Source organism: Pantoea sp. USMM079 (assembly GCF_037153115.1).
GTDB classification, from domain to species: Bacteria; Pseudomonadota; Gammaproteobacteria; order Enterobacterales; family Enterobacteriaceae; genus Pantoea; species Pantoea communis.
In genome coordinates this window covers 23,480-46,915 of record NZ_JBBCKX010000032.1, presented here as the reverse complement: position 1 = coordinate 46,915, position 23,436 = coordinate 23,480, and the positions used below count along the sequence as shown (strand labels likewise).

Sequence of the window (23,436 nt, the reverse complement as noted above, 5' to 3'; positions counted from 1 at the left end):
CCTTTGTAACTTTTTTCGGCGACAGGATGCGCCGATTTATTTTTTCTGGAACGCATAACCATTCTTATCCTAACTTCTGGGTTAAATTATGACTGCGAATGCCTCTCACCGTTATCGGGCGGATATTGACGGCCTGCGCGCCGTCGCCATCATTCTGGTGGTACTCTTTCACTCCGGCGTCACCTCGCTGCAGGGTGGCTTTATTGGTGTCGACCTCTTCTTTGTTATTTCCGGCTTTCTGATCGGCGGTATTATCAGCAAGGAAATATCCGAGGGTCGCTTCTCATTTTATCAATTCTATTTACGCCGCATTAAACGTATCGCTCCCGCGTTATTTTTCATGATGACGATATTGCTGCTACTGGGCTTCATCCTGCTCTCACCGCTAGAGTTCAGCCAGCTGGCCAAATACAGCCTGGCGGTATTTATCGCCGTACCCAATATGCTGCTACTCAAGAGCGGTGACTATTTCAGTACCGATTCCGATTTAAATCCCCTGCTCATGACCTGGTCATTGGGAATAGAAGAACAGTTCTATATTGTGCTGCCATTCATTCTGCTTTTGGCCGTACGACTCAAACGTTCGATGCGCTCTGTGGTACTGATACTGAGTGTGATCTCTTTGGTGGCCTGTATCGGGATCACACCGTTTGCCACCACCCACGCCTTTTATCTGTTGCCAACCCGCGCCTGGGAACTCGGTGCCGGTGTGCTGCTGGCGCTGTGGAAACCACAACCCCTCACCGGCCGAGCGGCCAGCCTGCTCAATCTGCTGGGCTGGATGATGATTATCGCCGCCAGCCTGTTGCTTAGTAGCCATAGCCAATTTCCGGGCTGGTTGGCAATCATTCCCGTGCTGGCGGGTTGCCTGATGATCGGTGCGCGCAGCGAGCTTAACCAGTTACTGTTAGAAAATCCGCTGATGCGCTTTATCGGCAAGATCTCTTATTCCTGGTACCTGTGGCACTGGCCGCTGCTAAGTCTGGCGCGCATCTGTAGCGATCACCCCCTTACCGTCTGGCAAGGTTTAATGATCTGCGGTGCAGCGCTGGGTCTGGCCTGGTTTTCATGGCGCTTTGTCGAGCAGCCCTTCCGCCAGACGCGCATGGGCACGCGTTGGGTGATCCCCGGCTACTGTGCCTCATCCCTGATTGCGGCGGGTGCGATGCTGCTGTTGTGGCAAACCGGGGGCATGAAATCGCGGGTTAGTGAACTCGTCGTGAATGCGGACAGCTGGAAAATTTCGGCGCAGCGTAATCCGTGCTTGCTTGATTACGGGGCAAACCTGCCCTCCAGGCATGAGGAGTGTCATCCAAACATCGATCGCCCCGGTATCGCCTTAATTGGCGACAGTCACGCTGCCGCACTACGTGCTTCGGTGTCGGGCTATGCACAACGTCAGCATAAACCGCTGTATCAACTCACCAAAGCCTCCTGCCCGTTTCTGATTGGTGCCACGCGCGTGGTGAGCCAAATGCCACATCATGCGCAGCAATGCATCACTTTTAATCAGGAAGTGCTGAAGATGGTGCTGAGCGACAAGGTGGACGAAGTGGTGATCAGCGCCTATTGGGCATCGGGTATGAGCCTGTTGCCCGGTGCCGGTTTCCGCGAAACCGATCATCCTGAAAAGAGTAATCTTGAGGCGCTGCAAGCGGGTATGGATCGCGTGGTGGCTCAGCTGACTCAGGCGGGCAAAAAGGTCACGGTAATAGAGGATGCGCCTTCAGTGGACGTTGACCCGCTGCGCTACAGCAATAACCGTAATATCCCGATTCGTCGCGAACTGAGCGCCTGGCTGAGCAAGTGGGAAGCTCCGCCGCTGCTCTCTGAGCGCACCAGATTGTTCCAGTTCCCGGAAGAGGCCGTGGAGAAATTATTGCAGCGCTATAAGCAACAAGGCGTACGCGTGTTATCGCTGCGAGAGAATCTGTGTAATGAGCAGGGCTGTTTGATCACCAGCGGAGGATTGCCGCTCTATTATGATGACAATCACCTGAGCCCGGCGGGCGGAGAGATTGCGTTGGGTAGCAATTGGTAGTCGTGCTTCGGCCTGAGCTTTTCATCATACTTAAAAGCTCAGGGCGGGAATCTCTCCCGCCCTGAACACTACCTATCCTTCCACGCTTAACGGGCAAACATCCCACCCGTTATGCGCATCAGAATGATCAGGCTTTCCGCTTTTTCGCCAGCGGCCAGGCCAGCAACAGCAGCACAATCCACGCGAAGCCAACATACAGCGACACGCGCGTGTCAGGGAAATAACCGATCAAGGCAATGATGAACACCAGGAAAGCCACGCCAATCCAGGCGGTTTTGCTGCCGCCTGGCAGAGCGAATTGCAGCTTGCCCGCCTGCTCTTTGCCAATTTTGCGGCGAAACGCGATTTGCGACAGCAGAATCATGATCCACACCCACACCGTGGCGAAGGTCGCCAGCGACGCGATCACCAGGAACACTTTTTCCGGCATCAGGTAGTTGAGATACACGGCGATCAGCATCGCCACCATCATCACCAGCACGGTGACCCACGGAATCCCGCGATCCGAGACCTTCTGGAACATCTTCGGCGCATGGCCCTGCTGCGCCATGCCGTGCAGCATACGCCCGACGCCAAACACGTCGCTGTTGATCGCCGACAGTGACGCCGTCAATACCACAAAGTTAAGAATCGATGCCGCCGCCGCAATGCCCAGATGCTGGAAAGTCAGCACAAAAGGACTGCCGGAGGTGCCGACCTGGTTCCACGGATAGATCGACATGATGACAAACAGCGTGCCGACATAGAACACCAGAATGCGCAGCGGAACCGAGTTGATGGCGCGCGGAATCGACTTCTCAGGCTCTTCCGCTTCACCGGCGGTGATACCGATAATTTCAATGCCGCCATAGGCAAACATCACCATTTGCAGTGACAGCAGCATGCCGACAATGCCGTGAGCGAAGAAGCCGCCGTTGGTCCACAGGTTATGGATACCCGTAGGCTGACCGCCGTTGCCGATGCCCCAGAAAATCATGCCAAAACCGGCGATGATCATGATGATAATGGTGGCGACTTTGAAGAAGGAGAACCAGAACTCGACTTCACCAAACACCTTCACGCTCATCAGGTTAATGGCACCGATAATCAGCACCACCGACAGCACCCAAATCCAGTGCGGTACTTCCGGGAACCACACGCCCATGTAGATACCAAAAGCCGTCACGTCGGCAATCGCCACAATCAGGATTTCAAAACAGTAGGTCCAGCCGGTGATGTAACCTGCTAACGGCCCCAGATAGTCCTGCGCGTAGCGCGAAAACGAGCTGGCCTGCGGGTTATTCACTGACATCTCACCCAAGGCACGCATGATGATGTACGCCACCGCACCGCCGATGATGTACGCCAGCAGCACGCTGGGGCCTGCCATTTTGATCGCATCCGCCGAGCCGTAAAACAGCCCGGTACCGATTGCCGATCCCAGCGCCATAAAACGGATGTGGCGCGTGCTCAGTCCGCGTTTGAGCTTGTTGGTTTCTTGCATAACACCAATACCTTGTAAATGAAAAAACCACGGGCAAGCCCGTGGTTGAAATTAACAGCAATGTCGATTACGAGTGGGCAGCGACCTGTTCGCGTCCTTTTGCCCGATCGACCACCGCGGCAATCACCAGCATCACCAACGATGGCGGCAACCAGGAGAGTCCCTGATCGGCCAGCGGCAGGTGCTGGCTGAACAGCGGCAGCACATCTTTAAAATTGGTGGTTTTGATGGCATCAACGATGCCAAACAGCAGGCTCACCAGCATGGTTGGCGCGATAATACGTGCGCTCTTATTCCACCATTTCAGGGTGAAGCTCAGCACCACCAGCACGATGCACGGTGGATAAATCGCCGTCAGCACCGGAATCGAGATCTGAATCAGGTGGCTCAGGCCGAGATTCGACACCACCATGGAGAACAGACCCAGAATAAACACCAGCGCTTTATACGACAACGGCAGGTATTGCGCAAAGAATTCCGCACAGGCGCAGGTCAGGCCAACCGCCGTCACCATGCAGGCCACGAAGATCAGTGCTGCCAGGAAGAAGCTGCCCATGCCGCCAAAGGTCTGCTGCACATACGCATGCAGAATCGCTGCACCATTGGCATTCTGATCAACCAGGCCAGCACTGCCAGAACCGAGTTTGAACAGGCTCAGGTAAACCAGCGTCAAGCCAACACCGGCAATCACGCCCGCCAGCATGGTGTAACGGGTCAGCAGTTTCGCATCTTCAACGCCACGAGAACGTGCCGCATTGACGATAACAATACCAAACACCAGCGCACCCAGCGTATCCATGGTCAGATAACCGTTAACGAAGCCGCTGGAGAAGGCCGCACGCTGGTAATCAGCCGTAGCAGGCGCGATACCACCGGCCGGCCACAGCAGTGCTGCCAGACCGAGAATGGTCAGCGCCACGATTTTCAGCGGAGCGAGGAAGTGGCCGACGGTGTCCAGCAATTTGCCAGGATACAGGGAAATGCCAATCACCAGCGCAAAATAAATCAGGCTGTAGATAAACAGCGGCAGCGCGCCATCACCGGTCAGCGGAGCAATCCCCACTTCAAACGACACGGTCGCCGTACGCGGCGTGGCGAACAGTGGGCCCACTGCCAGATAGCAAACCGTTGCCAGCAGCAGACCTGCGGCTTTACCAATTGGCGAGCTGAGGGCATCAATGCCGCCGCCCACGCGCGCCAGGGCGATAACGGTCATCACCGGCAAGCCAACGGCCGTAATCAGAAAGCCGAAAGCGGCAACCCAGACGTGTTCGCCAGACTGAATCCCCACCATCGGTGGAAAGATAATGTTTCCTGCGCCTACGAACAGGGCAAACGTCATGAAGCCCAGCGCCAGGATATCCTTGGAGGTTAAACGATGTGTCATAAACTTCTGTACTGCCTGTAGCTGATGTTGCGGTGGAAGTTGAGTGCGTGTTGTCCTCTGCATGCACAAAAACAAAGGCTTATCTGATGAGTTCAGAGCGTTATGCGGGCCTAATCGTTAAAGCGCAGGTGATTTAATCTACTTTTCTTCTGTTCGCAGAGGGATAAATCGACAACGGCGCAAATTAAAACGTTTATAGCGAAGAAAGGCAATACGGGATCGGAAAACCAGAAGGATATAACAAGAAAGTGACGCAAAGCAGTTTATCAGCGGGGAATAGCGTGAAAACACCTCAGATGATTTGCTTAAAGTTTCCGCATCACGGGAGATCTCCTCGCAAAACCGGGCTCTTAAATGCACAAAAGGCGCGATTTACGCGCCTGTTTGCACAAGTTTACAGCATCACCACACCTGATTGGCGATATCGACCACCAGACGAATCTTCTGCCACTGCTGCGCTTCCGTCAGGCTGTTGCCCTCTTCTGTCGAGGCAAAGCCACATTGTGGGCTGAGGCAAATCTGGTTCAGGCTCACAAACTGAGAAGCTTCCTGCAGGCGCGCTTTCACCTGCTCCGGATCTTCCAGTTCACCGTTCTTAGTCGTGATCAGACCCAATACCACTTGCTGATGACCGGGTTTGATAAAGCGCAGCGGCTCAAAACCACCGGAACGCTCGTTGTCATATTCGAGGAAGTAAGCATCGATATTCACCTGACCAAACAGAATCTCGGCCACCGGCTCATAGCCACCTTCGGAAATCCAGGTTGAGCGGAAGTTGCCGCGGCACACATGCAGACCAATGGTCAGGTCAGCCGGTTTATCTTCCAGCGCTTTGTTCAGCACCTCAGCGTAAATACGCGCCAGTTCCTGCGGATCTTCACCGCGCTCACGGATCTGCTGCTGCTGATCCGAAGAGCACAGGTAAGCCCAAACAGTGTCATCCAGCTGCAGAAAACGGCAGCCCGCCGCGTAGAAAGCCGCGATCGCATCTTTGTATGTCTGCGCCAGGTCAGCAAAGTACTCTTTCAGATCGGGATAGACGGTGGCATCGATCACTTTACGGCCACCACGGAAGTGCAGCACGCTTGGGCTTGGGATGGTCATTTTCGCCACGGCGTCGCCCGCAATGCTTTTCAGGAAGCGGAAGTGATCCAGCATCGGGTGATGTGGATTAAAGGCCACCTTGCCGGTGACTTTCACGCCGTGCGCTTTGGTTTGCACGCCGTTGAACTGGATGCCCTGCTCCGCTTCAAATAGCTCAACGCCTTGCAGATCGCCAAAGAAGTCAAAGTGCCACCAGGCGCGACGGAACTCGCCGTCGGTGACCACTTGCAGGCCGTTAGCGCGCTGCTGCTCGACCACGTGGCGGATTTCTTTATCTTCTACCTGACGCAGCTGCTCAGCCGTGATCTCGCCATTGGCAAACTGCACGCGCGCTTGCTTGATCGCCGCAGGACGCAGAAAACTGCCGACGGTATCGGCACGGAACGGTTGTTGTTGTGGCATGTTCACTCCTGGCTAAACGCATAATTGCGTCAGGGTATAATTTCACCCGGTTATTTATAGCCATCTGGATGGCTAAATGTCCAGAAAGAGTGACATGCTGAAACAAATTGGGCAATGGAAGAAAATTCAGGTGACGTGAATAAAATTCATGATCGGGTGCTCGTTCTTCCATTTTACTCAATGGCGGCACGTGCCTGGGCCATCTGGCTTTCGGAAAGTGGCAAATAACCGGCCTCAGTTACCCGGCGCTGCCCTTCAGGTGATAACACCTGATGCAGGAACGCATTCACCAGCGGCGGCAGCGGTTTGCCCGGCGCTTTATTGACGTAAATATAGAGCGGACGCGACCACGGATAGCGGCCGCTGCGAATGGTTTCGGCGTCCGGCATCACGCTATCGCCGCTGGCAGTGACGATGGGCACCATCTTCACGCCGCTTAAGTGAAAACCAAAACTGGCATAACCAATGCTGTTGGGTGTTGCCGCAACGGCCTGCACCACCGCCGCCGAGCCGGGAAACTCCGCGACGTCCGAGCGGAAATCCCCTTTACACAGCGCCTGCTGTTTGAAGAAGCCCCAGGTACCTGATGCCGAATTACGGCCAAAACGCTGAATACTGCGTCGCGCCCAATCTCCCTGGTTGAGGCCAAGATCGCCCCAGTGCTGCGGCACCGAGTGCGCACCACACAGACGAGTGACAGAAAAAAGGGCATCGAGTTGCGGTTGATCGATACGCGTTAGCGGGTTGTCCTGATTGACCACCACCACCAGCGCATCCATCGCCACCGGCACCGCCAGCGGGGGATAGCCGTAGCGCGTGGTAAACAGTTGGCGTTCATCAATTTGCATCGGGCGGCTCATCGCCCCGAGCTGGGCAGCGCCTGCCGCCAGCGCGGTGGGTGCGGTTGAGGATCCAGCCGCCTGTACCTGAACGTTAACGCCCGGTGACTGGCGGCTGAAATCCTCGCCCCATAAGGTCATCAGATAGCCGAGGGTATCGGAACCGACGCTGCTCAAATTGCCGGTGAGCATGGTTTGTTGGCTTTGTGCCAGCGTAGAGCACAGCAGCAACGTGAACAGCAACAGCGATCTCATCAGGTCTTCCGCAAATCAGGTCAGGACATTGAACTGCACATTCTGTCGCGCCGCGATTCATCACGCAATCAATTGCGCCACTTCATCGTGCTTAACTGACCTTACTGTGCACGCTCTTCGCCACAATCAAACGTGGCGGCAGCACGAAACTAAAACAGGTTTCCTGATGCGGAATACTGGTGATTTCCAGCCGTGCATTATGGTGGCTCAATGCATGCTTAACGATCGCCAACCCTAAGCCACTGCCCCCGGTGGCGCGCGATCGGGCTTTATCCACCCGATAGAAACGCTCGGTGAGGCGCGGCAGATGCTCCTCGCTGATCCCCGGTCCGTTATCGCACACTTTGAACTCCGCGCCCTCTTTGTTACGCAGCCAGCTGATATCGAGGCGCGTCCCTTCCGGCGTGTGATTCACCGCGTTGTACACCAGATTGGAAATGGCGCTGCGCAGCTGTTCATCATTACCGAAGACTTTGAGGTGCGGATCGGTGCGGAAATGAATGCTGTGCCGGCCCTGGCTGAGCGTTTCCGCCTCGCGCTGCAACAGTTGCAGCATGCCCGGAACATCCACCGTCTCTTTGAGATCGATAGCCGGTGCGGCCTCGATACGCGACAAGGTCAGCAGCTGTTTCACCAGGCTATCCATGCGACGCGTTTGCTCCTGCATGGTGTGCAACGCCTTGCCGCGTGTGCGCTCGTTCATCGTCGCATCGTCCATCATCTCCAGATAGCCCTGCAGCACCGTTAACGGCGTACGCAGTTCATGACTGACGTTGGCAAAGAAGTTACGCCGCGCCCCTTCCAGCTGGTGCATTTGCGTGACATCGCGCGCCACCATCAACCACTGCCCTTCGCTATAGGGCATCACACGGAATTCCATATGATGTTGATTGTTCAGCACCAGCGTCAGCGGCTTGTCAAAATCGCGTTGGCGAATATAGCGGGAAAACTCAGGATAGCGCAGCAAGTTGAGGATGTTCTGGCCATTATCTTCCGGCCAGCGCAGCCCGAGATGCTGTTGTGCCAGCCCGTTGCACCAGAAAATGGTGCCCTCTTCGGTGGTCAGGATCACTGCATCCGGCAGGGATTCCGCGCCGCTACGAAAGCGCTTAATCAGGTTACCCAGCTCGCGACGTCGACGGCGGTTACGCAGTTGCATCTGGTACAAGCCGTAGAACAAGGGCTCCCAGCTACCGCGACCGGCGGGCGGCGTCATGGAACGATCGACCCACAGCCAGTGCGACAGACGCATCAGATTTCTAAAGTGCCAAAACATCACACCCGACACCGCGATCAGCAGTAGCCAGGGCAGATAACCGAACAACAGACCAAGCACCAGCGCGGGCAAACAGACCAGCGCCAGCTCAGTCAATAATCTCTTCCAGGAGAGTCGTTCCAGCACGGTAAAAGACTCCGTTTAGTAGCGGGCAGAGAAACGATACCCTGTTCCGCGTACGGTTTGAACCATGCGATCGTGGCCAGATACTTCCAGTGCTTTACGTAAACGACGGATATGCACATCAACGGTACGATCTTCCACGTAGACGTTGGTGCCCCATACATGGTTCAGCAGCTGTTCGCGGCTGTAAACACGCTCCGGGTGCGTCATAAAGAAGTGCAGTAATTTATATTCGGTGGGTCCCATTTCCAGCGGGGTACTTTCCGACATCACGCGATGTGAGGAAGGATCCAGGCTCAGGCCCTGCATCTCAATCACCTCTTCCACCGCCATCGGTGAAATACGGCGCATCACCGCTTTGATACGTGCCATCAGCTCTTTCGGTGAGAAAGGCTTAGTGATGTAGTCATCGGCGCCGACTTCCAGACCGCGTACGCGATCCTCTTCTTCACCGCGTGCCGTCAGCATCATCACCGGGATGTCGCGCGTCATGGCTTCACGTTTCAAATGTTTAATAAACTGAATACCGCTGCCGCCAGGCAACATCCAATCCAGCAGAATTAAATCAGGCCAGGGTTCGATCAGCTTACCAATCGCGCTGTCATAGTCTTCTGCCTCAATAGGCTGGTAATCATTCTGTTCCAGCACGAAACATAACATTTCACGGATGGGAGCTTCGTCTTCCACAACCAAAATGCGCTTAGCCATTATAACTCCTGCTTTTGTGACAATAGGTCACTGGGATTTGCGGCGCCATTATGCGTCAGTTTTATGACACTTTTATGAAAAACCCTCCCTATGATAGATAGTGATAAAACAGAAATGTGACAACGATTATCGCTTTTTTTTCTTTGCGATCTGAAGAGGTTATAATTCGCCTTCGCTTAACGAAGCAGGGAGTATTCATGCGCATCATTCACACCGCAGATTGGCATCTCGGTCAGTTCTTTTACAGCAAAAGCCGGGCGGCCGAACATCAGGCCTTCCTCGACTGGCTGCTGGCACAGATTACCCAGCATCAGGTGGATGCTTTAATCATCGCGGGAGACCTGTTTGATACCGGTTCGCCACCGAGCTATGCGCGTGAAATGTTTAACCGCTTCGTGGTGGCGTTACAGCCGACGCAGTGCCAGCTGATTGTGCTGGCGGGCAACCATGATTCCGTCGCGACCCTGAATGAATCACGCGAGTTACTCGCCTGTTTAAATACGCGAGTGATCACCAGCGCCACACCACAGGGCGAACAGCAGGTGCTGACGCTGCATCAACGCGATGGCACGCCGGGCGCGTTACTGTGCGCGATTCCCTATTTACGTCCGCGCGATATTTTGCGCAGCCAGGCGGGACAATCCGGGCGCGAGAAGCAGATATCACTGCTGGAAGCGATTGAGCAGCATTATCAGCAGTGTTATGCCGCAGCGCTGGCCGAGCGGGCAGATCGCGCACTCCCCATCATTGCCACCGGTCATCTCACCACCGTTGGCGTGACCAAAAGCGACTCGGTGCGCGATATCTATATCGGCACGCTGGATGCCTTCCCGGCGCAGGCGTTTCCCGCCGCGGATTACATTGCCCTGGGCCATATTCACCGAGCACAGCGCATTGCCGATAGCGAACATATTCGCTACAGCGGCTCACCGATTCCGCTCAGTTTTGACGAACTGGGCCGCGAAAAGAGCGTGTTCCTGCTGGAGTTCAGCGCTCAGTTGGATAGCGTCACTCCCCTCCCGATCCCGCAGTTCCAGCCGATGCAGATGTTGAAAGGCTCAATGGCGGAGATCGAACAACAGCTGGGCGAATTTAGCGAGGGAGATCGCGAGCAGCCCGTCTGGCTCGATATTGAAATCACCACGCAAGAATATCTCAGCGATTTGCAGCGCCGTGTTGAGCAACTGACCGAAGCCCTACCGGTGGAAGTGCTACTGGTACGCCGCAGCCGCGAACAGCGTCAGCGCAGCCTGGCACGCATGGATAATGAAACGCTAAGCGAATTGAAAGTCGAAGAAGTGTTCGCCCGCCGTCTGGCGCAGGAAGAGCAGTTTGATGCCGAACAAGCCGAACAGCTCACCCAACTGTTCCGCACCACCCTCGCCGCGCTGGAGAACCCGTCTGCATGAAAATCCTGACGTTACGCTTTAAAAATCTCAATGCGCTGCGCGGTGAATGGTTTATCGATTTCCGCCGTGAACCCTTTGCCAGCAACGGCTTATTTGCCATAACCGGCCCGACCGGCGCGGGGAAAACCACCTTGCTGGATGCCATTTGCCTGGCGCTTTATCACCAGACGCCGCGCCTTGGCGTGCTGTCGCAGACACAAAACGAACTGATCACCCGCGACACCGCCGAATGTCTGGCAGAAGTGGAATTTGAGATCAAAGGCGAAGCCTGGCGCGCCTTCTGGAGCCAGAACCGCGCACGCGGCCAGGCGGATGGCAAATTGCAGGCACCGCGTGTCGAGCTGGCGCGCGTGGCGGATAACCAGATTGTGGCCGATAAGGTGGGTGACAAACTCAAGCTCATCGAAACCCTTTCTGGCCTCGATTTTGACCGTTTCACCCGTTCAATGATGCTGTCGCAAGGCCAGTTCGCTGCCTTCCTCAACGCCAAGCCGGGCGAACGCGCCGAACTGCTGGAAGAACTCACCGGCACCGAAATTTACGGCCAAATCTCGATGCAGATTTACGAGCGCTGGCGCACCGCACGCACCGATCTGGAGACACTGCGCGCCCGCGCTGGCGGCATGATGCTGCTGGATGAGACGCGTCGCACAGAGTTGATGCAGCAGGTTGAAGCCTTAACGGCGCAGGAAAAAACGCTGAGCGAGCAGCTTGAGCAAGCGCAACAGCAACAACAGTGGCTGACGCACTCGCAACAGCTGGCGCAGGAGCAGCAGCAAGTCGAACAGGCGAACCAGGATGCCGAACAGGCATGGCAGCAGGCGGAGAGCGATCGCCAACGCCTGGCGCGCGCGGAACCAGCTGAAAAGCTGCGAGAAAAACTTCAGCAGCGTGAGCAGTTGCAACAAGATCAACAGCTCGCAACCCAGCAGGCGCAGCAGTTACACACGCAGCAGCAAAATGCACTAACCGCGCTGCAGCAGGGTGAAAAAAGTTATCAGACGGCACAGCAAGCGCGTGAGCAGGCGATCGCCGATCAGCAGCAGCTGGAAACCTTGCTCACCGAACAGGTGATTCCGCTCGACCAACAGCTCGCCAGCCGCGCACAGCAGTTGGCGGAGCAGCAGCGCCTGCATGCGCAACAGTCACAGACATTGCAGCAAAGCCAGAACGCGCTCAGTCAGCATCAGCTAACCCGTGAGCGCTTACAACAGCAGCTGGCAGAGCAACAGACATTCCGCAGCCGTGAAGCGGCGGTGGCGCTCTGGGGCCCAGAACTGACGCGCTGGCAGGCGGATATCGCTCGTTTCGATGAACGCGAGCAGGCGCTGACGCAACTTCGTGCGCAACAGCAGCAGCAACACGCGCAGCTGACACAGCAGCAGCAGGCGATTGCCGAAGGTGATCGCGCGTTGCAACCTCTGCAGCAGGCTGAGACGCAGGCCAGCCAGCAACGTTTGCAAGCGGAGCAGGCACTCACTTCACTTGAGACTGAAATCAGCAGCACTTCACTGCGTGACGCGCTGGCACAGCATCAACAGCAGCGCGCGGCACGCCACCAGCTCAGCTTATTAGCGGCACGCTGGCAGTCGCTGCAGCCGCAGTTGCACCAGCGGCAACAAAAACTCACGCTGTTACAGCAACAGCATCAGCAAGACGAACGTGCTTTGCAGGCACTGCGCGACGATTACAAACGTGAGAACCAGACGCTGCTCGATCTGCGCAAAATCTGCGAGCTGGAGCGCACCATTGCACAGTTGGCTGATGAACGCGCCCGGCTGCAGCCCGATCAGCCCTGCCCGCTGTGCGGTTCGTGCCAGCATCCGGCTATTGCGCAGTATCAGCAATTACAACCGGGTGAAAACCAGCAGCGGCTGGCGGCACAGGAAGCGCGGGTTAACAAGCTCAAAGAATCAGGCACGGCGAAAAGTGAACAGCAAAAGCTCTCGCTGCAACAGCAGCAGGTGCTGCAACAGGAGATTGCCGAATTCGAACAGCAACTCGCGGTGGCGCGCGAGCAGTGGCAAGCTTTCAGCAGTGAGCTGGCACTTACCTGCACGTTAGATCAGCAGGAAGTCTTTACGGCGTGGCAACAGCAGCAGGATGCGCAGGAAGCCACGCAGCAGCAGCAACTGCAGCAGCGCGAAAATGCGGCGCGAGCGTTACAACAGGCCAAAGACGCGCATCTTTTACAGCAACAGCAGTGGCAGCAGCAGCATAGCGCACAACTGCTGGCACAACAGCAACTGAACAACCTGCAGCAAACGCTGGATGAACTTAATCAGCGGGAAACTCAGGAACACAGCGCCTGGCAGCAGTTAGCGCAGCAACTGGAACAGCAGCTGGCGGCACATCAGTTTGTGCTGCCCGAACGCGATGCCCGCGCCAGCTGGCTGGCTACGTTGCAGCAGCGCTGGCAAGCCTGGCAGCAGAGTGAGCGCTTGCTGGCCGAGTTACAGCCGCAGTTGGCTAAAGCCGACAGCGAGCAGAACAACCTGCAAAGCAACCTGACGCGCGAGCAGCAGCAGCTGGAGACGTTGCAGCACGGGCTCAGCAGCCTGCAGCAGCAGCACGCAGAACAGCAACAGCAGCGTCAGCAACTGTTTGGCGATCGCCAGGTGAGCGTTGCGCGTCAGCAGCAGCAGGCCTTGCTGCAACAGTGCGAACAGGCGCTGGCGCAGCAGTTACAACTGTGGCAGCAGGCACAAAGCCAGCTGCACAGCCTGAATGGTCAGTGTGAGCAAATTGATAGCCAAATTCAGGCCATGCATCTGCGTATGCAGGCGGCAGAAACGGCGTTTAACAGCGCACTCCAGCAGAGCGCCTTCGCCGACGAGCAGGCATTGCGCAGCGCGTTGCTGGACGAACAGGACATTCAGCATCTGCGCCAGCATCTGCAAGCCCTGGAGCAACAGCGTCAGCAGCAGATTACCCTGCACCAACAGCTGGCGCAGCGCGTCACTGCCCATCAGCAACAGCGCCCTGCCACGCTAAGTGACGAAGTGGCGGCGGGTATCACTGAACAGCTGGAATCCCTGCGTCTGGCCCTGCGCGACAATGCCCGTCAGCAGGGTGAAGCGCAGCAGCAGTTGCACAGTGATGCCCAACAGCGTCAGCAGCAGCAATCATTACTGACGCAGATTGCCAATGACGAGGTGGAGCTGACGCAACTGGGTCGCCTGAATGATTTAATCGGTTCAGCCAAAGGCGACAAATTCCGCCGCTTCGCACAGGGATTAACGCTCGATCATCTGGTATGGCTGGCGAACCGTCAGCTGGATCGCTTACACGGGCGCTATTTACTGCAGCGCCGCGTCACCGATGAGCTGGAGCTGGAAGTGGTCGATACCTGGCAGGCCGATGCCACGCGCGATACCCGCACGCTGTCCGGCGGCGAAAGCTTCCTGGTGAGTCTGGCACTGGCGCTGGCGCTGTCTGATTTGGTCAGCCACAAAACGCGCATTGAATCACTGTTCCTTGATGAAGGCTTCGGCACGCTGGACGCCGAAACACTCGACACCGCGCTGGATGCCCTCGACGCATTGAACGCCAGCGGTAAAACTATCGGCGTGATCAGCCACGTTGAAGCGATGAAAGAGCGGATTCCGGTGCAGATCAGGGTGCGGAAGATGAATGGACTGGGCTATAGCAAGCTGGAGTTGCCGGGGGAATAAACGTCCGTCCCGCCATCAAATGAGCCTCCTTTCACAGGGTGCGGCTGTCTGGCCGCACCTGACATTCAGCTGTGCGTCGTGCGAGCCATTGAGCGAAAAATTCTGGATCTAATCAGAGTCAGAGAAATGCCATAGCAATCCCCTTACTGCTCGGTAAACTGGCCACCATGTTTTGCAAATCCGGGCAATAGATGAACGTATTTCGCCGTATTGCTGGCACATTGTTGTTGAGTGCCCTACTCAGCGCCTGCCAGCATGCCCCATCGCATCCCATGAAAAGTATGACCAACCTGTGCCAGCCACAGAGCGAACCGGGCAGCGCATCCTGCAAATGGACTGATGAGATGCAGCGACAGCTCAACCGGCAATTTTCCGATGCGGCACATTACGCAGGACAGCAATGCATGGTGCGACTGGAGTGGCAAAACAGCGGGCGCTATGCAGTCACGCAGACGCAAGGTGATGAAACCCTGTGTCTGCGCGCCTGGCAGTTAATTGGTCAGTCGAAAGGATTACCGCCGCCGCCGGATCGTACCCAGCCCGCGTGGTTCGGCTTTGCGCCGCATCAGGCTAACTCGCCAGCCCTTCCTGTCGCCACTGGCGCGGGCTGATGCCAAACCAGCGCCGGAAAGCGCGTGAAAACGCACTGACTTCGGAATAGCCCAGCAGCAGCGCCATCTCCGAGATGGGTAGCTGCTTCTGTTGCAGATAATGCGTGGCCATTTCGCAACGCACTTTATCCACCAGCGCGGTGAAGCTGATGCCCTCTTCGCGCAGCCGCCGTTGCAACGACCAGCTCGACAGCCCCATTTTATCCGCGATCTCTTCCAGCACCGGTTCGCCCTGCATCAACGATAAGTTGACCTGCGAACGCGCCTGCTCCACCACGCTTTGCAGTGAAGCGCTGCTATTCAGACGACGGATGGCATCTTGCATCACCATTAACAACATCGGATCCTGCTCTGGCATGGTGCGCAGCAGATCGCGTTTGGGGATCAGCAGTGAATTGAACGGTTGATCGAACCATACCGGCGCATCAAACACTTTGCAGTGCTCGTGCCACTGCTCCGGCCGGGGATGCTCAAAATGCACCTCGCGCGGCGCCCAGTTTTTGCCGGCCACGTGACGGATCAGATTGAGGAACATGCCGAGCGTCAATTCCGCATCCTGCCGACGCGACAGGATCGCCCCGTGCCTTACCTGATAATCCAGCCGCCAGCAGTCGCCTTTGTCGATAAGACGCGTCAGCGTATCGTGCTGATGCCAGGGAAAAGCATTCACCACGTTGTGCAGCGCCTGCTCCAGCGTCGGTGAACATAAGCCGATGTAGCCAATCAGCCCTAATGACTGCGGTTTGAACTGCTTGCCGTAATGCAAACCGAAGTTATCAAAACCAGAGTGGCGCGCCGCTTCTTCCATCACGCGGCAATAGTTGACCAGACCAAGGCTGAGCGTCGGGCTGGCCAGCAGTTCGGAATCAATGCCGCTGATACCAAAAATACGATCAACATCGCCGCCTTTGTCGGTGATAAAGGTGCTTAAGCCAGTTGCAGCTGCTGCCAGCACGCCACGGTTGTTGGCTTGTGCCGAGAGCGAGCTGTACGCTTCAGAAGGAGTCATCAATGATTGCATCGGAACCTCACAGGGATCGCGCGAGTGAAACTAATGGTGGGATCCAGCAAGATTCGTACCATGACGCACTCAGTGGTCGTCATCAATGACGACGCGGCAAGGTTCGGGAGTATTCTCCGGCATGCGCGTTGGTGCACACGCGGCCCAATGGTCCGGTGACGTACCGTAACGTGCACATTGCTGCACACCTGGCTAAAAGCAGCCCAATGATCCGGTGACATTCGGTAACGTGCGCATTCCTGCTCAACAGAATAAAAGCGGCTCAATGGCCCGGTGGCATTCAAAATGCATGCACATTGATGCACATCTGGCTAAGCGCGGCCCAAAGGTCCGGTTGCATTTAGTTTCGCCGCGACCGCTTTCTGTTCATATCATAGCGGCGCGATTTATCGCGCAACGGCGTGAAGGTCATCTCACAGAGCGCAATAAATTGCGCCGCTACGACGCACTGCTGCCCGCTACTGGTGCAACTCAAACACCAACCGGCAGCTGATTGGTTTCAAGATAGCGACGGCATAGACGCACCGAGTGATCGGCCCAACGCGGCCCCAGGCTCAGCGCCATCTCGGTGTCTGCATGGGTGCCCATCCATGCGGTCATCTGGATACGACGTTGAATCAACAGCGTCGGCACCAGCGCCATCTCCTCATCACTGATGTGCGCCACACGCTCGTAGCCCTGGATCCAGTTATCCACCCATTCGGCGGCACGCGGATGATGCTCAACAAAACTGATCGCCGCCGCCAGATCGTGCAGATACCAGCCCATGCCGCAGTCATCAAAATCGATCACCCGGGTTTCACCTTTGTGCAGCAGCAAATTGGTGAGGCGCAGATCAGCGTGGATCAAGCCATAACGATCCTGTCCTTTACCAAAGCCCTGCAACTCTTGCCCGACCCGCGCTACCGCTTCAGCGACAATGCCATGATCGGCAGGATTGAGATTGGGCGCATCCTGCCAGCGGCCCCAGTGGCTGTGATCGCTGACCATGGTGTGATGATCCCAGATGATGCGCTGGAAGCCAGCCGGTTTTTGCCAGCTGCGACTGTGCTGATGCAGGCGCGCAGTGATGTGCCCGAGCTGCTGGAAGGCTTTGGGATCGACATCGGTGGTGGGCATCTCGCCCTCGATCCAGTGGAACAGTACCGCATGTCGCATGCCTCCATCGGGCATGGCTATTGTCAGCACCGTTTCGCCATCACTGGCCGGGATCGCCTGCGGCACCATAATGCCAATCTCACGCAGCGCGTCGAGCCACAGCAGCTCACTCTGGATATCCGCTTTGCTGTGATAGTCAGGTCGATGCAGGCGCAACGCATAACGCTTACCGCCCGCCAGCAACAGGAAGGTGGCGTTCTCCGAGCGACAAAGTAGCTTCAGCTCGCCCTGCAAGGGCGCGGGATAACAGGCCAGCGCCTGCTGTGCCAGCACGGTGGTTTCCGCATCAGTAAGGGTATCGGATTGTTTGGCGCTCATTCATCTGTCTCCAGCATCAATCTTAAAGGAAGCAAGTGTTATCAGCATGGGATGACGGCGTTCTGACTGCTTGACCGCAGATAACCCAAAGTTGACCGCAGCGTACATCTGGCACTTTTCTTGCCTCAGAGTTGACCGTGGAGGACAAAACTCACTGCGCCTGCGTCAAGTTTTCCCGCTGCAGGCGGCGGCATTATCACTTCACTGTAGTGCATAGAACAAAACAGCGCGGTGCAGCCGCCGCACAACAATCACGACGGGGAGACGATTATGACGAGTAAGCTCAAACCCACGCTGGGCACTCTGCATTTGTGGGGTATCGCGGTTGGACTGGTAATTTCCGGGGAGTATTTTGGCTGGAGTTATGGCTGGGGCGTGGCGGGCACGTTGGGGTTCCTGATCACTACCGCACTGATCGCCACCATGTACACCTGCTTTATTTTTAGCTTTACCGAACTGACCACCGCCATTCCACACGCCGGTGGCCCGTTTGCTTACAGTCGCCGCGCCTTTGGTGAAACCGGTGGTTTGATTGCCGGTCTGGCGACGTTGATTGAGTTTGTGTTCGCCCCACCGGCGATTGCCATGGCGATTGGTGCTTATCTCAACGTGCAGTACCCGGATCTCAACCCGAAAACCGCTGCGGTCGGCGCTTATCTGGTTTTCATGACCCTCAATATCCTCGGCGTGAAGCTGGCGGCGATGTTTGAACTGGTGGTGACGGTGCTGGCGGTGCTGGAACTGCTGGTGTTTATGGGCGTAGTGTCGCCGGGCTTCAGTATCGCCAATTTTGCCGCTAACGGTTGGGCGGGAAGCGATCATTTCGGTATGCCAGCCCTTTCCGGCATCTTCGCGGCTATTCCTTTTGCCATCTGGTTCTTCCTCGCCATTGAAGGCGCCGCCATGGCCGCCGAAGAGGCCAAAGATCCGAAGCGCACCATTCCCAAAGCTTACATCACCGGGATTCTGACGCTGGTGGTACTGGCGATTGGCGTGATGCTGCTGGCGGGCGGCGCAGGCGACTGGCGTAAACTGTCTGACATCAACGATCCGTTGCCGCAGGCGATGAAGATGATCGTCGGCGAGCATTCAAACTGGATGCATATGCTGGTGTGGATTGGCTTGTTCGGACTGGTCGCTAGCTTCCACGGCATTATCCTCGGTTATTCACGTCAGTTCTTTGCCCTGGCGCGCGCCGGTTATCTGCCGCAGGGTCTGGCGAAACTGTCACGCTTCCAGACGCCGCATCGCGCCATTATTGCCGGTGGCGTAATTGGTATCGCGGCAATCTACAGTGATGGTCTGATCAACCTGCAGGGCATGACGCTGACGGCGGCGATGATCACCATGGCAGTATTTGGCGCCATCGTGATGTACCTGATGAGTATGCTGAGCCTGTTCAAATTGCGCCGCACCGCACCCGACATGGAACGCAGCTTCCGCGCACCGGGTTATCCGATTATTCCCGGTATCGCGCTGGTGCTGTCACTGGTGTGTCTGATTGCCATGCTGTGGTTCAACCCGGTGATTGGCGGCCTGTTCGTGGGGATTATGGTGGTGGGATATATTTACTTCCTGGCGACCAAAACCCAGCGACAAAATGCACCGCAAGATGCGATGTTGATGGGTGAGTAATGGCTAAATTGCAGGGGCGCAAACCTGCGCCCCTGTCCAAAGGTTGCTATTGAGGCGACCTTTTTTCTAGGATTTCAGCGGCCACAACCATGCTGCGCCGCGCACACCACTGGAATCGCCGTGCACCGCTTTCAATACCGGCGTTTCACACTCGCGACCAAACACCCACTGCTTCATCAGCGCAGGCACGGTCTGATAAAGGCGATCGTTATTACTCATCCCGCCGCCCAGCACGATCACATCCGGATCGAGCAAATTCACTACCTGCGCCAGCGACTTAGCTAAGCGCATTTCGTAACGGCTCATCGCCAGCTCTGCTACCGGATCCTGCTGCTCAATCAGTTTAATGATCTCTGCGCCCTTCAATGCTTTACCGCTCAAACGCTGATAATCGATGGCAAAGCCGGTGCCCGATACAAAGGTTTCAATACAGCCCTGCAAACCGCAATAGCAAGGCACTTCTTCGCGATGGCGAAGTTCATCTTCATCCATCCACGGCAAAGGATTGTGGCCCCACTCGCCCGCATTACCATTGCCGCCAATGCGCGATTCACCGCCAATCGCCACGCCCGCGCCCGAGCCAGTGCCGATGATCACTGCGAACACCAACGGCTGACCCGCACCTGCACCATCCACCGCTTCGGAAACCGCTAAACAATTCGCGTCATTAGCGATGCGCACGTCACGATTCAGCGCCTGCGCCAAATCCTTGTCCAGCGGCTGTCCGTTCAGCCAGGTGGAGTTGGCGTTTTTTACCCGCTGGGTGTACGGCGAAATCGTGCCGGGAATGCCAATGCCCACCGTGCCTTTTTCCCCGGTTTTCTCCTCTGCCAGCAGTACTAAATCCACAATCGCCTGGACTGTGGCGGCATAGTCATCGCGCGGGGTATTGACGCGGTGACGGAACAGCTCTTGCCCCTGATCGGAGAGCGCAATCACTTCAATCTTGGTACCGCCTAAATCAATCCCAATACGCACGATTTATTCCTCATTATTCGTTCAGGTGACAGATACAGTAGAAGGCTGAATCGGGAAAGGCAATGAAACCAATCCGATGTTTCGCTATCATGCGCGCTGACTTTGAGACTTGTGCGCCCGATCGCACCCACGGTAAGGAATCCCGATGTTGTGGTTTAAAAATATGATGGTTTATCGTCTGAATCGTGACATCCCGCTGTCCGCAGACGATCTGGAAAAACAGCTCGACGCCTTCACGTTTTCGCCGTGCGGCAGCCAGGATATGGCGAAAACCGGCTGGGTTTCACCGATGGGCAACCGCGGCGAAGCGCTGACGCATGAAATCAACGGCCAGATCGTGATTTGCGCCCGCACCGAGCAAAAGATCCTGCCTTCGCCGGTGGTGAAGCAGGCGCTGGAAGCGAAGATCGATAAGCTGGAAGCGGAACAGAGCCGCAAGCTGAAGAAGACCGAAAAAGACTCGCTGAAAGATGAAGTGCTGCATAGCCTGCTGCCACGCGCGTTTAGCCGTTTCAGCCAGACGTTCATGTGGATCGATACCGTGAACAACCTGATCATCGTCGATTGCGCCAGCGCCAAAAAAGCAGAAGACACTTTAGCGCTGTTGCGTAAGAGCATCGGTTCACTGCCAGTGGTGCCGCTAACGCTGGAAACCCCGATTGAGCTGACGCTGACCGAATGGGTGCGTTCTGGTGAATTGCCTGCTGGTTTCGCGCTGATGGATGAAGCGGAACTGAAAGCGATTCTGGAAGACGGCGGCGTGATCCGTTGTAAGAAACAGGATCTGATCTCCGATGAGATCGCCACCCACATCGAAGCTGGCAAAGTAGTGACCAAACTGGCTCTGGACTGGCAGGAGCGTATTCAGTTGGTGATTGCCGACGATGCCTCGATCAAGCGTCTGAAGTTCAGCGACACGTTGCGTGAGCAGAATGACGACATCGACCGCGATGATTTTGCCCAGCGTTTTGATGCCGATTTCACCCTGATGACCGGCGAGCTGGCCGCGTTGATCAGTAATCTGGTGGAAGCGTTAGGCGGCGAAGCCAAGCGCTAAAGCTTTTATTGATCTAACCTCGCTGTAGCGTAGTGCTTGTCCGTTAAGCGACGGTTGATAACGTAGTCTGGTGCCGTTCAGGGGTTGGCGGTCCTCGCGCCGCTAACGCGGTTCCTTCACTTCATTCATCTGCCTGACGGACCGGCGGGGATGGCACATCGTGTGCCGCCCCGCCTTTCGCCCGCATCCATGCGTGCTCTCCTGGCATCCTCATTACGTTCAGCGCTGCGGATTGCCAGCCCCTGAACAACACCAGCCTGCTCTGAAGCTTCAGTGCGAGTTGTTGAAATGGGCACTATAGTGAAGGCCTGAGCACCTCTGCTGCTGCAAGGGCTATCCGCAGCGCTGAGGCGAAAACGTTGTGCCAGGAGCCTGGCGCATGGATGCGCCAGGCAGTTCGGGTCGGCCATGGATGGCCATACCCGAACGATCCGCCCGGCACGACGTTGCAGCCGAAGGCACCGCGAAGCGGCGTGAGGACAGCCCGGCAGCAGCAGAGGTGCACTGGCCCGCACTTCCGCACAAAAGAAAACACGGCAGTTTAACGATGTCTCATTCTGGCAATACGTAATTTCGCCAGAGCTTCCCTCAATGTCATTCCCTGATCGTTTGCGATTTCATGTTTTGCGATCATTGCCAATTCAAACAATGCGTTCTTCTGGCGTTCATCTTCAGGCTGTTCAGGACTATCCAAACGTTCAAGCGCGGCTTTATTGAATATAATCTCTGCCATGAGAACACATCCTTTTCTATTTTCGTGAAAATAGCTTTACCAGGCTCAACATAGACACACCTTAGTTTGATTCCTGGCTACGCTGAAGCCAAAAAGAAACCGGGAATGCTAAAAGCATTCCCGGTTTAATGATGACTCATGCTGAAAGTCAGCGTTTACAGATAGCGGCAGAGATAAGACGTTGGCTCAGCCACCTGCAAGTGGAATTCGCTGTGGCCCGGCACGTTGAAAACCGAACCGGCTTCGTACCATTTCCACTCGGTTTCACCTGGCAGCAGCACTTTCAGTGCGCCGCTCACTACCGTCATCTCTTCCGGCTGTCCTGTACCGAAGGTGTACTCACCTTCTGCCATCACGCCAACGCTGGCACGGCCAATTGTTACGCTGTCGAAACCAATGGATTTCACTTTTCCGTCGAAATACTCACTTACGTTGAGCATGTTACTTCCTCACAGCACATTATGGTGTCTGGCAGATTACAAGGGAACTCGCTGATCTGTCACGCGAAAAAGCAGCTTAGCACACGAGTTGTGATCGGCCTCAGTCAGACGATCAACTCTGCCGCTAACTTCGCCACCAGCACGTTGGATAACAGTACCGGAATGCCCAGCATTTTCTGCAGGAAATCCCGGTGCTTCTGGTGATAGCCAATACAGTCGAGCACCACCACATCCGCACCCTGCTCTTGCAGCGACAGGCCCGCCTCGATCAAATCATTCTGCTGTGCCAGATAAGGGCTGGCGACGGCAAAGCATGGCGCGCTGTTCAGATTCCGCCATTTACTGGCCTGCTCAGCGATCTGCTCTTCTACCGGCACCACAATCCCCACTTTATGTTCCTGCACGATGGCCTTGACCAACGGTGGGATAATGCGGTCCGGCTCCAGCAACAGCGCCTTTTCGGTTTTCAGCGTGCCAAATTCACCGGTGCACAGCAGCAAAATCGTATCGTAGCCCTGCTGTTCCAGCGCCGTAATCTTGCGTTGCAGTCCCTGCTCAACTTTTGGCCCCGACAGGCGCACCTGCTCGCCGGTGGTCATACGCGAAACCAGCACTTTCTCACCCGCTTCAGGCGAGAAGAACTGCTCCACCTCAGCGAGTGTCAGCCCGTCGAGTAATCCGGCGTGAGCGACTTGCTCTTCCGGTAAGTGATCCTGCAGCAGCGGCAGAATATCGCTACGCGGGGATTGACCAATCGTTAAGGTAACCAGGGACTGTTTCATCA

18 protein-coding genes are annotated in these 23,436 nt (G+C 56.1%); 6 read left to right on the top strand and 12 right to left on the bottom strand.

All coding sequences use genetic code 11. From position 1 onward, the window contains the following. Window positions 1–88: 88 nt before the first annotated feature. Entirely contained in the window at window positions 89–2,041 is a 1,953-nt protein-coding gene (locus WFP70_RS24825; protein WP_337024696.1) for an acyltransferase family protein, read from the top strand. Window positions 2,042–2,168: 127 nt separating this feature from the next. On the opposite strand, the gene proY is transcribed toward WFP70_RS24825, so the two are convergent. The 6 genes from proY to phoB form a co-directional block, all read right to left on the bottom strand. After that, on the bottom strand, window positions 2,169–3,524 hold the full coding sequence (gene proY, locus WFP70_RS24820) for a proline-specific permease ProY (RefSeq protein ID WP_160867945.1): 1,356 nt from the start codon (window positions 3,522–3,524) through the stop codon (window positions 2,169–2,171). A gap of 67 nt (window positions 3,525–3,591) precedes the next feature. After that, window positions 3,592–4,911, bottom strand: coding sequence for a branched-chain amino acid transporter carrier protein BrnQ (brnQ, locus tag WFP70_RS24815; protein ID WP_160867946.1), 1,320 nt, complete (start codon window positions 4,909–4,911; stop codon window positions 3,592–3,594). A 402-nt stretch (window positions 4,912–5,313) separates the two neighbouring features. After that, window positions 5,314–6,417, bottom strand: coding sequence for a cobalamin-independent methionine synthase II family protein (locus WFP70_RS24810; RefSeq protein WP_058961453.1), 1,104 nt, complete (start codon window positions 6,415–6,417; stop codon window positions 5,314–5,316). Between the two features lie 173 nt (window positions 6,418–6,590). Beyond that, window positions 6,591–7,511, bottom strand: coding sequence for a PstS family phosphate ABC transporter substrate-binding protein (locus WFP70_RS24805; RefSeq protein WP_045833908.1), 921 nt, complete (start codon window positions 7,509–7,511; stop codon window positions 6,591–6,593). Window positions 7,512–7,602: 91 nt separating this feature from the next. Then, window positions 7,603–8,913 carry a phosphate regulon sensor histidine kinase PhoR gene (gene phoR, locus WFP70_RS24800; RefSeq protein WP_160867947.1) on the bottom strand — a complete coding sequence of 437 codons (1,311 nt, stop codon included), beginning with the start codon at window positions 8,911–8,913 and terminating at the stop codon, window positions 7,603–7,605. Between the two features lie 15 nt (window positions 8,914–8,928). Beyond that, on the bottom strand, window positions 8,929–9,618 hold the full coding sequence (gene phoB / locus WFP70_RS24795; protein WP_034830536.1) for a phosphate response regulator transcription factor PhoB: 690 nt from the start codon (window positions 9,616–9,618) through the stop codon (window positions 8,929–8,931). 197 nt (window positions 9,619–9,815) lie between these two features. Here phoB and sbcD point away from each other — a divergent pair, with 197 nt between their 5' ends. The 3 genes from sbcD to WFP70_RS24780 all read left to right on the top strand — a co-directional run bounded on the left by sbcD (window position 9,816) and on the right by WFP70_RS24780 (window position 15,312). Continuing rightward, window positions 9,816–11,027 carry an exonuclease subunit SbcD gene (gene sbcD, locus WFP70_RS24790; RefSeq protein ID WP_337024697.1) on the top strand — a complete coding sequence of 404 codons (1,212 nt, stop codon included), beginning with the start codon at window positions 9,816–9,818 and terminating at the stop codon, window positions 11,025–11,027. Beyond that, a complete protein-coding gene (locus tag WFP70_RS24785; protein WP_337024698.1) occupies window positions 11,024–14,701 on the top strand; it encodes an AAA family ATPase in 3,678 nt (1,225 codons plus the stop codon). Before sbcD ends, WFP70_RS24785 begins: the two co-directional genes overlap by 4 nt. 191 nt (window positions 14,702–14,892) lie before the next feature. Then, complete coding sequence (locus tag WFP70_RS24780; protein ID WP_337024699.1) at window positions 14,893–15,312, top strand: cell envelope integrity TolA C-terminal domain-containing protein; 420 nt, start codon at window positions 14,893–14,895, stop codon at window positions 15,310–15,312. On the opposite strand, the gene qhpR is transcribed toward WFP70_RS24780, so the two are convergent. Both qhpR and WFP70_RS24770 read right to left on the bottom strand, forming a co-directional pair. Then, a complete protein-coding gene (gene qhpR / locus WFP70_RS24775; protein ID WP_337024700.1) occupies window positions 15,272–16,333 on the bottom strand; it encodes an AraC-like transcriptional regulator QhpR in 1,062 nt (353 codons plus the stop codon). The genes WFP70_RS24780 and qhpR overlap by 41 nt on opposite strands. Before the next feature lie 471 nt (window positions 16,334–16,804). Further along, on the bottom strand, window positions 16,805–17,809 hold the full coding sequence (locus WFP70_RS24770; RefSeq protein WP_160867952.1) for a phosphotransferase enzyme family protein: 1,005 nt from the start codon (window positions 17,807–17,809) through the stop codon (window positions 16,805–16,807). Between the two features lie 270 nt (window positions 17,810–18,079). Between WFP70_RS24770 and eat the strand changes: the two genes are divergently transcribed. Then, entirely contained in the window at window positions 18,080–19,444 is a 1,365-nt protein-coding gene (gene eat / locus WFP70_RS24765; protein WP_034830527.1) for an ethanolamine permease, read from the top strand. A 66-nt stretch (window positions 19,445–19,510) separates the two neighbouring features. Here eat and mak read toward each other — a convergent pair whose 3' ends face one another. Next, the gene (gene mak, locus WFP70_RS24760; protein ID WP_058961461.1) at window positions 19,511–20,422 is read right to left on the bottom strand and encodes a fructokinase; all 912 of its coding nucleotides are present in this window, start codon (window positions 20,420–20,422) and stop codon (window positions 19,511–19,513) included. A gap of 145 nt (window positions 20,423–20,567) precedes the next feature. Between mak and rdgC the strand changes: the two genes are divergently transcribed. Further along, complete coding sequence (gene rdgC, locus WFP70_RS24755) at window positions 20,568–21,479, top strand: recombination-associated protein RdgC (protein WP_034830523.1); 912 nt, start codon at window positions 20,568–20,570, stop codon at window positions 21,477–21,479. A 541-nt stretch (window positions 21,480–22,020) separates the two neighbouring features. Here the strand turns inward: rdgC and WFP70_RS24750 are convergent. From WFP70_RS24750 to WFP70_RS24740, 3 genes are all read right to left on the bottom strand, one after another. Continuing rightward, window positions 22,021–22,212 (bottom strand): hypothetical protein, encoded by a 192-nt coding sequence (locus WFP70_RS24750; RefSeq protein WP_337024701.1) that lies wholly within the window; start codon window positions 22,210–22,212, stop codon window positions 22,021–22,023. A 155-nt stretch (window positions 22,213–22,367) separates the two neighbouring features. Then, window positions 22,368–22,652, bottom strand: a complete 285-nt coding sequence (gene ppnP / locus WFP70_RS24745; protein WP_034830521.1) for a pyrimidine/purine nucleoside phosphorylase — start codon at window positions 22,650–22,652, stop codon at window positions 22,368–22,370. Between the two features lie 104 nt (window positions 22,653–22,756). Beyond that, entirely contained in the window at window positions 22,757–23,434 is a 678-nt protein-coding gene (locus WFP70_RS24740) for an AroM family protein (RefSeq protein ID WP_160834046.1), read from the bottom strand. Window positions 23,435–23,436 lie beyond the last annotated feature (2 nt).

What these genes read in the sequence shown, in the direction of transcription:
- rdgC (WP_034830523.1), top strand. Translation starts at nt 20,568, where the DNA reads ATGTTGTGGTTTAAAAATATGATGGTTTATCGTCTGAATCGTGACATC.
- WFP70_RS24825 (WP_337024696.1), top strand. Translation starts at nt 89, where the DNA reads ATGACTGCGAATGCCTCTCACCGTTATCGGGCGGATATTGACGGCCTG.
- qhpR (WP_337024700.1), bottom strand. Translation starts at nt 16,333, where the DNA reads ATGCAATCATTGATGACTCCTTCTGAAGCGTACAGCTCGCTCTCGGCA.
- ppnP (WP_034830521.1), bottom strand. Translation starts at nt 22,652, where the DNA reads ATGCTCAACGTAAGTGAGTATTTCGACGGAAAAGTGAAATCCATTGGT.
- brnQ (WP_160867946.1), bottom strand. Translation starts at nt 4,911, where the DNA reads ATGACACATCGTTTAACCTCCAAGGATATCCTGGCGCTGGGCTTCATG.
- eat (WP_034830527.1), top strand. Translation starts at nt 18,080, where the DNA reads ATGACGAGTAAGCTCAAACCCACGCTGGGCACTCTGCATTTGTGGGGT.
- phoB (WP_034830536.1), bottom strand. Translation starts at nt 9,618, where the DNA reads ATGGCTAAGCGCATTTTGGTTGTGGAAGACGAAGCTCCCATCCGTGAA.
- WFP70_RS24770 (WP_160867952.1), bottom strand. Translation starts at nt 17,809, where the DNA reads ATGAGCGCCAAACAATCCGATACCCTTACTGATGCGGAAACCACCGTG.
- WFP70_RS24785 (WP_337024698.1), top strand. Translation starts at nt 11,024, where the DNA reads ATGAAAATCCTGACGTTACGCTTTAAAAATCTCAATGCGCTGCGCGGT.
- sbcD (WP_337024697.1), top strand. Translation starts at nt 9,816, where the DNA reads ATGCGCATCATTCACACCGCAGATTGGCATCTCGGTCAGTTCTTTTAC.
- WFP70_RS24805 (WP_045833908.1), bottom strand. Translation starts at nt 7,511, where the DNA reads ATGAGATCGCTGTTGCTGTTCACGTTGCTGCTGTGCTCTACGCTGGCA.
- WFP70_RS24750 (WP_337024701.1), bottom strand. Translation starts at nt 22,212, where the DNA reads ATGGCAGAGATTATATTCAATAAAGCCGCGCTTGAACGTTTGGATAGT.
- proY (WP_160867945.1), bottom strand. Translation starts at nt 3,524, where the DNA reads ATGCAAGAAACCAACAAGCTCAAACGCGGACTGAGCACGCGCCACATC.
- WFP70_RS24740 (WP_160834046.1), bottom strand. Translation starts at nt 23,434, where the DNA reads ATGAAACAGTCCCTGGTTACCTTAACGATTGGTCAATCCCCGCGTAGC.
- WFP70_RS24810 (WP_058961453.1), bottom strand. Translation starts at nt 6,417, where the DNA reads ATGCCACAACAACAACCGTTCCGTGCCGATACCGTCGGCAGTTTTCTG.
- WFP70_RS24780 (WP_337024699.1), top strand. Translation starts at nt 14,893, where the DNA reads ATGAACGTATTTCGCCGTATTGCTGGCACATTGTTGTTGAGTGCCCTA.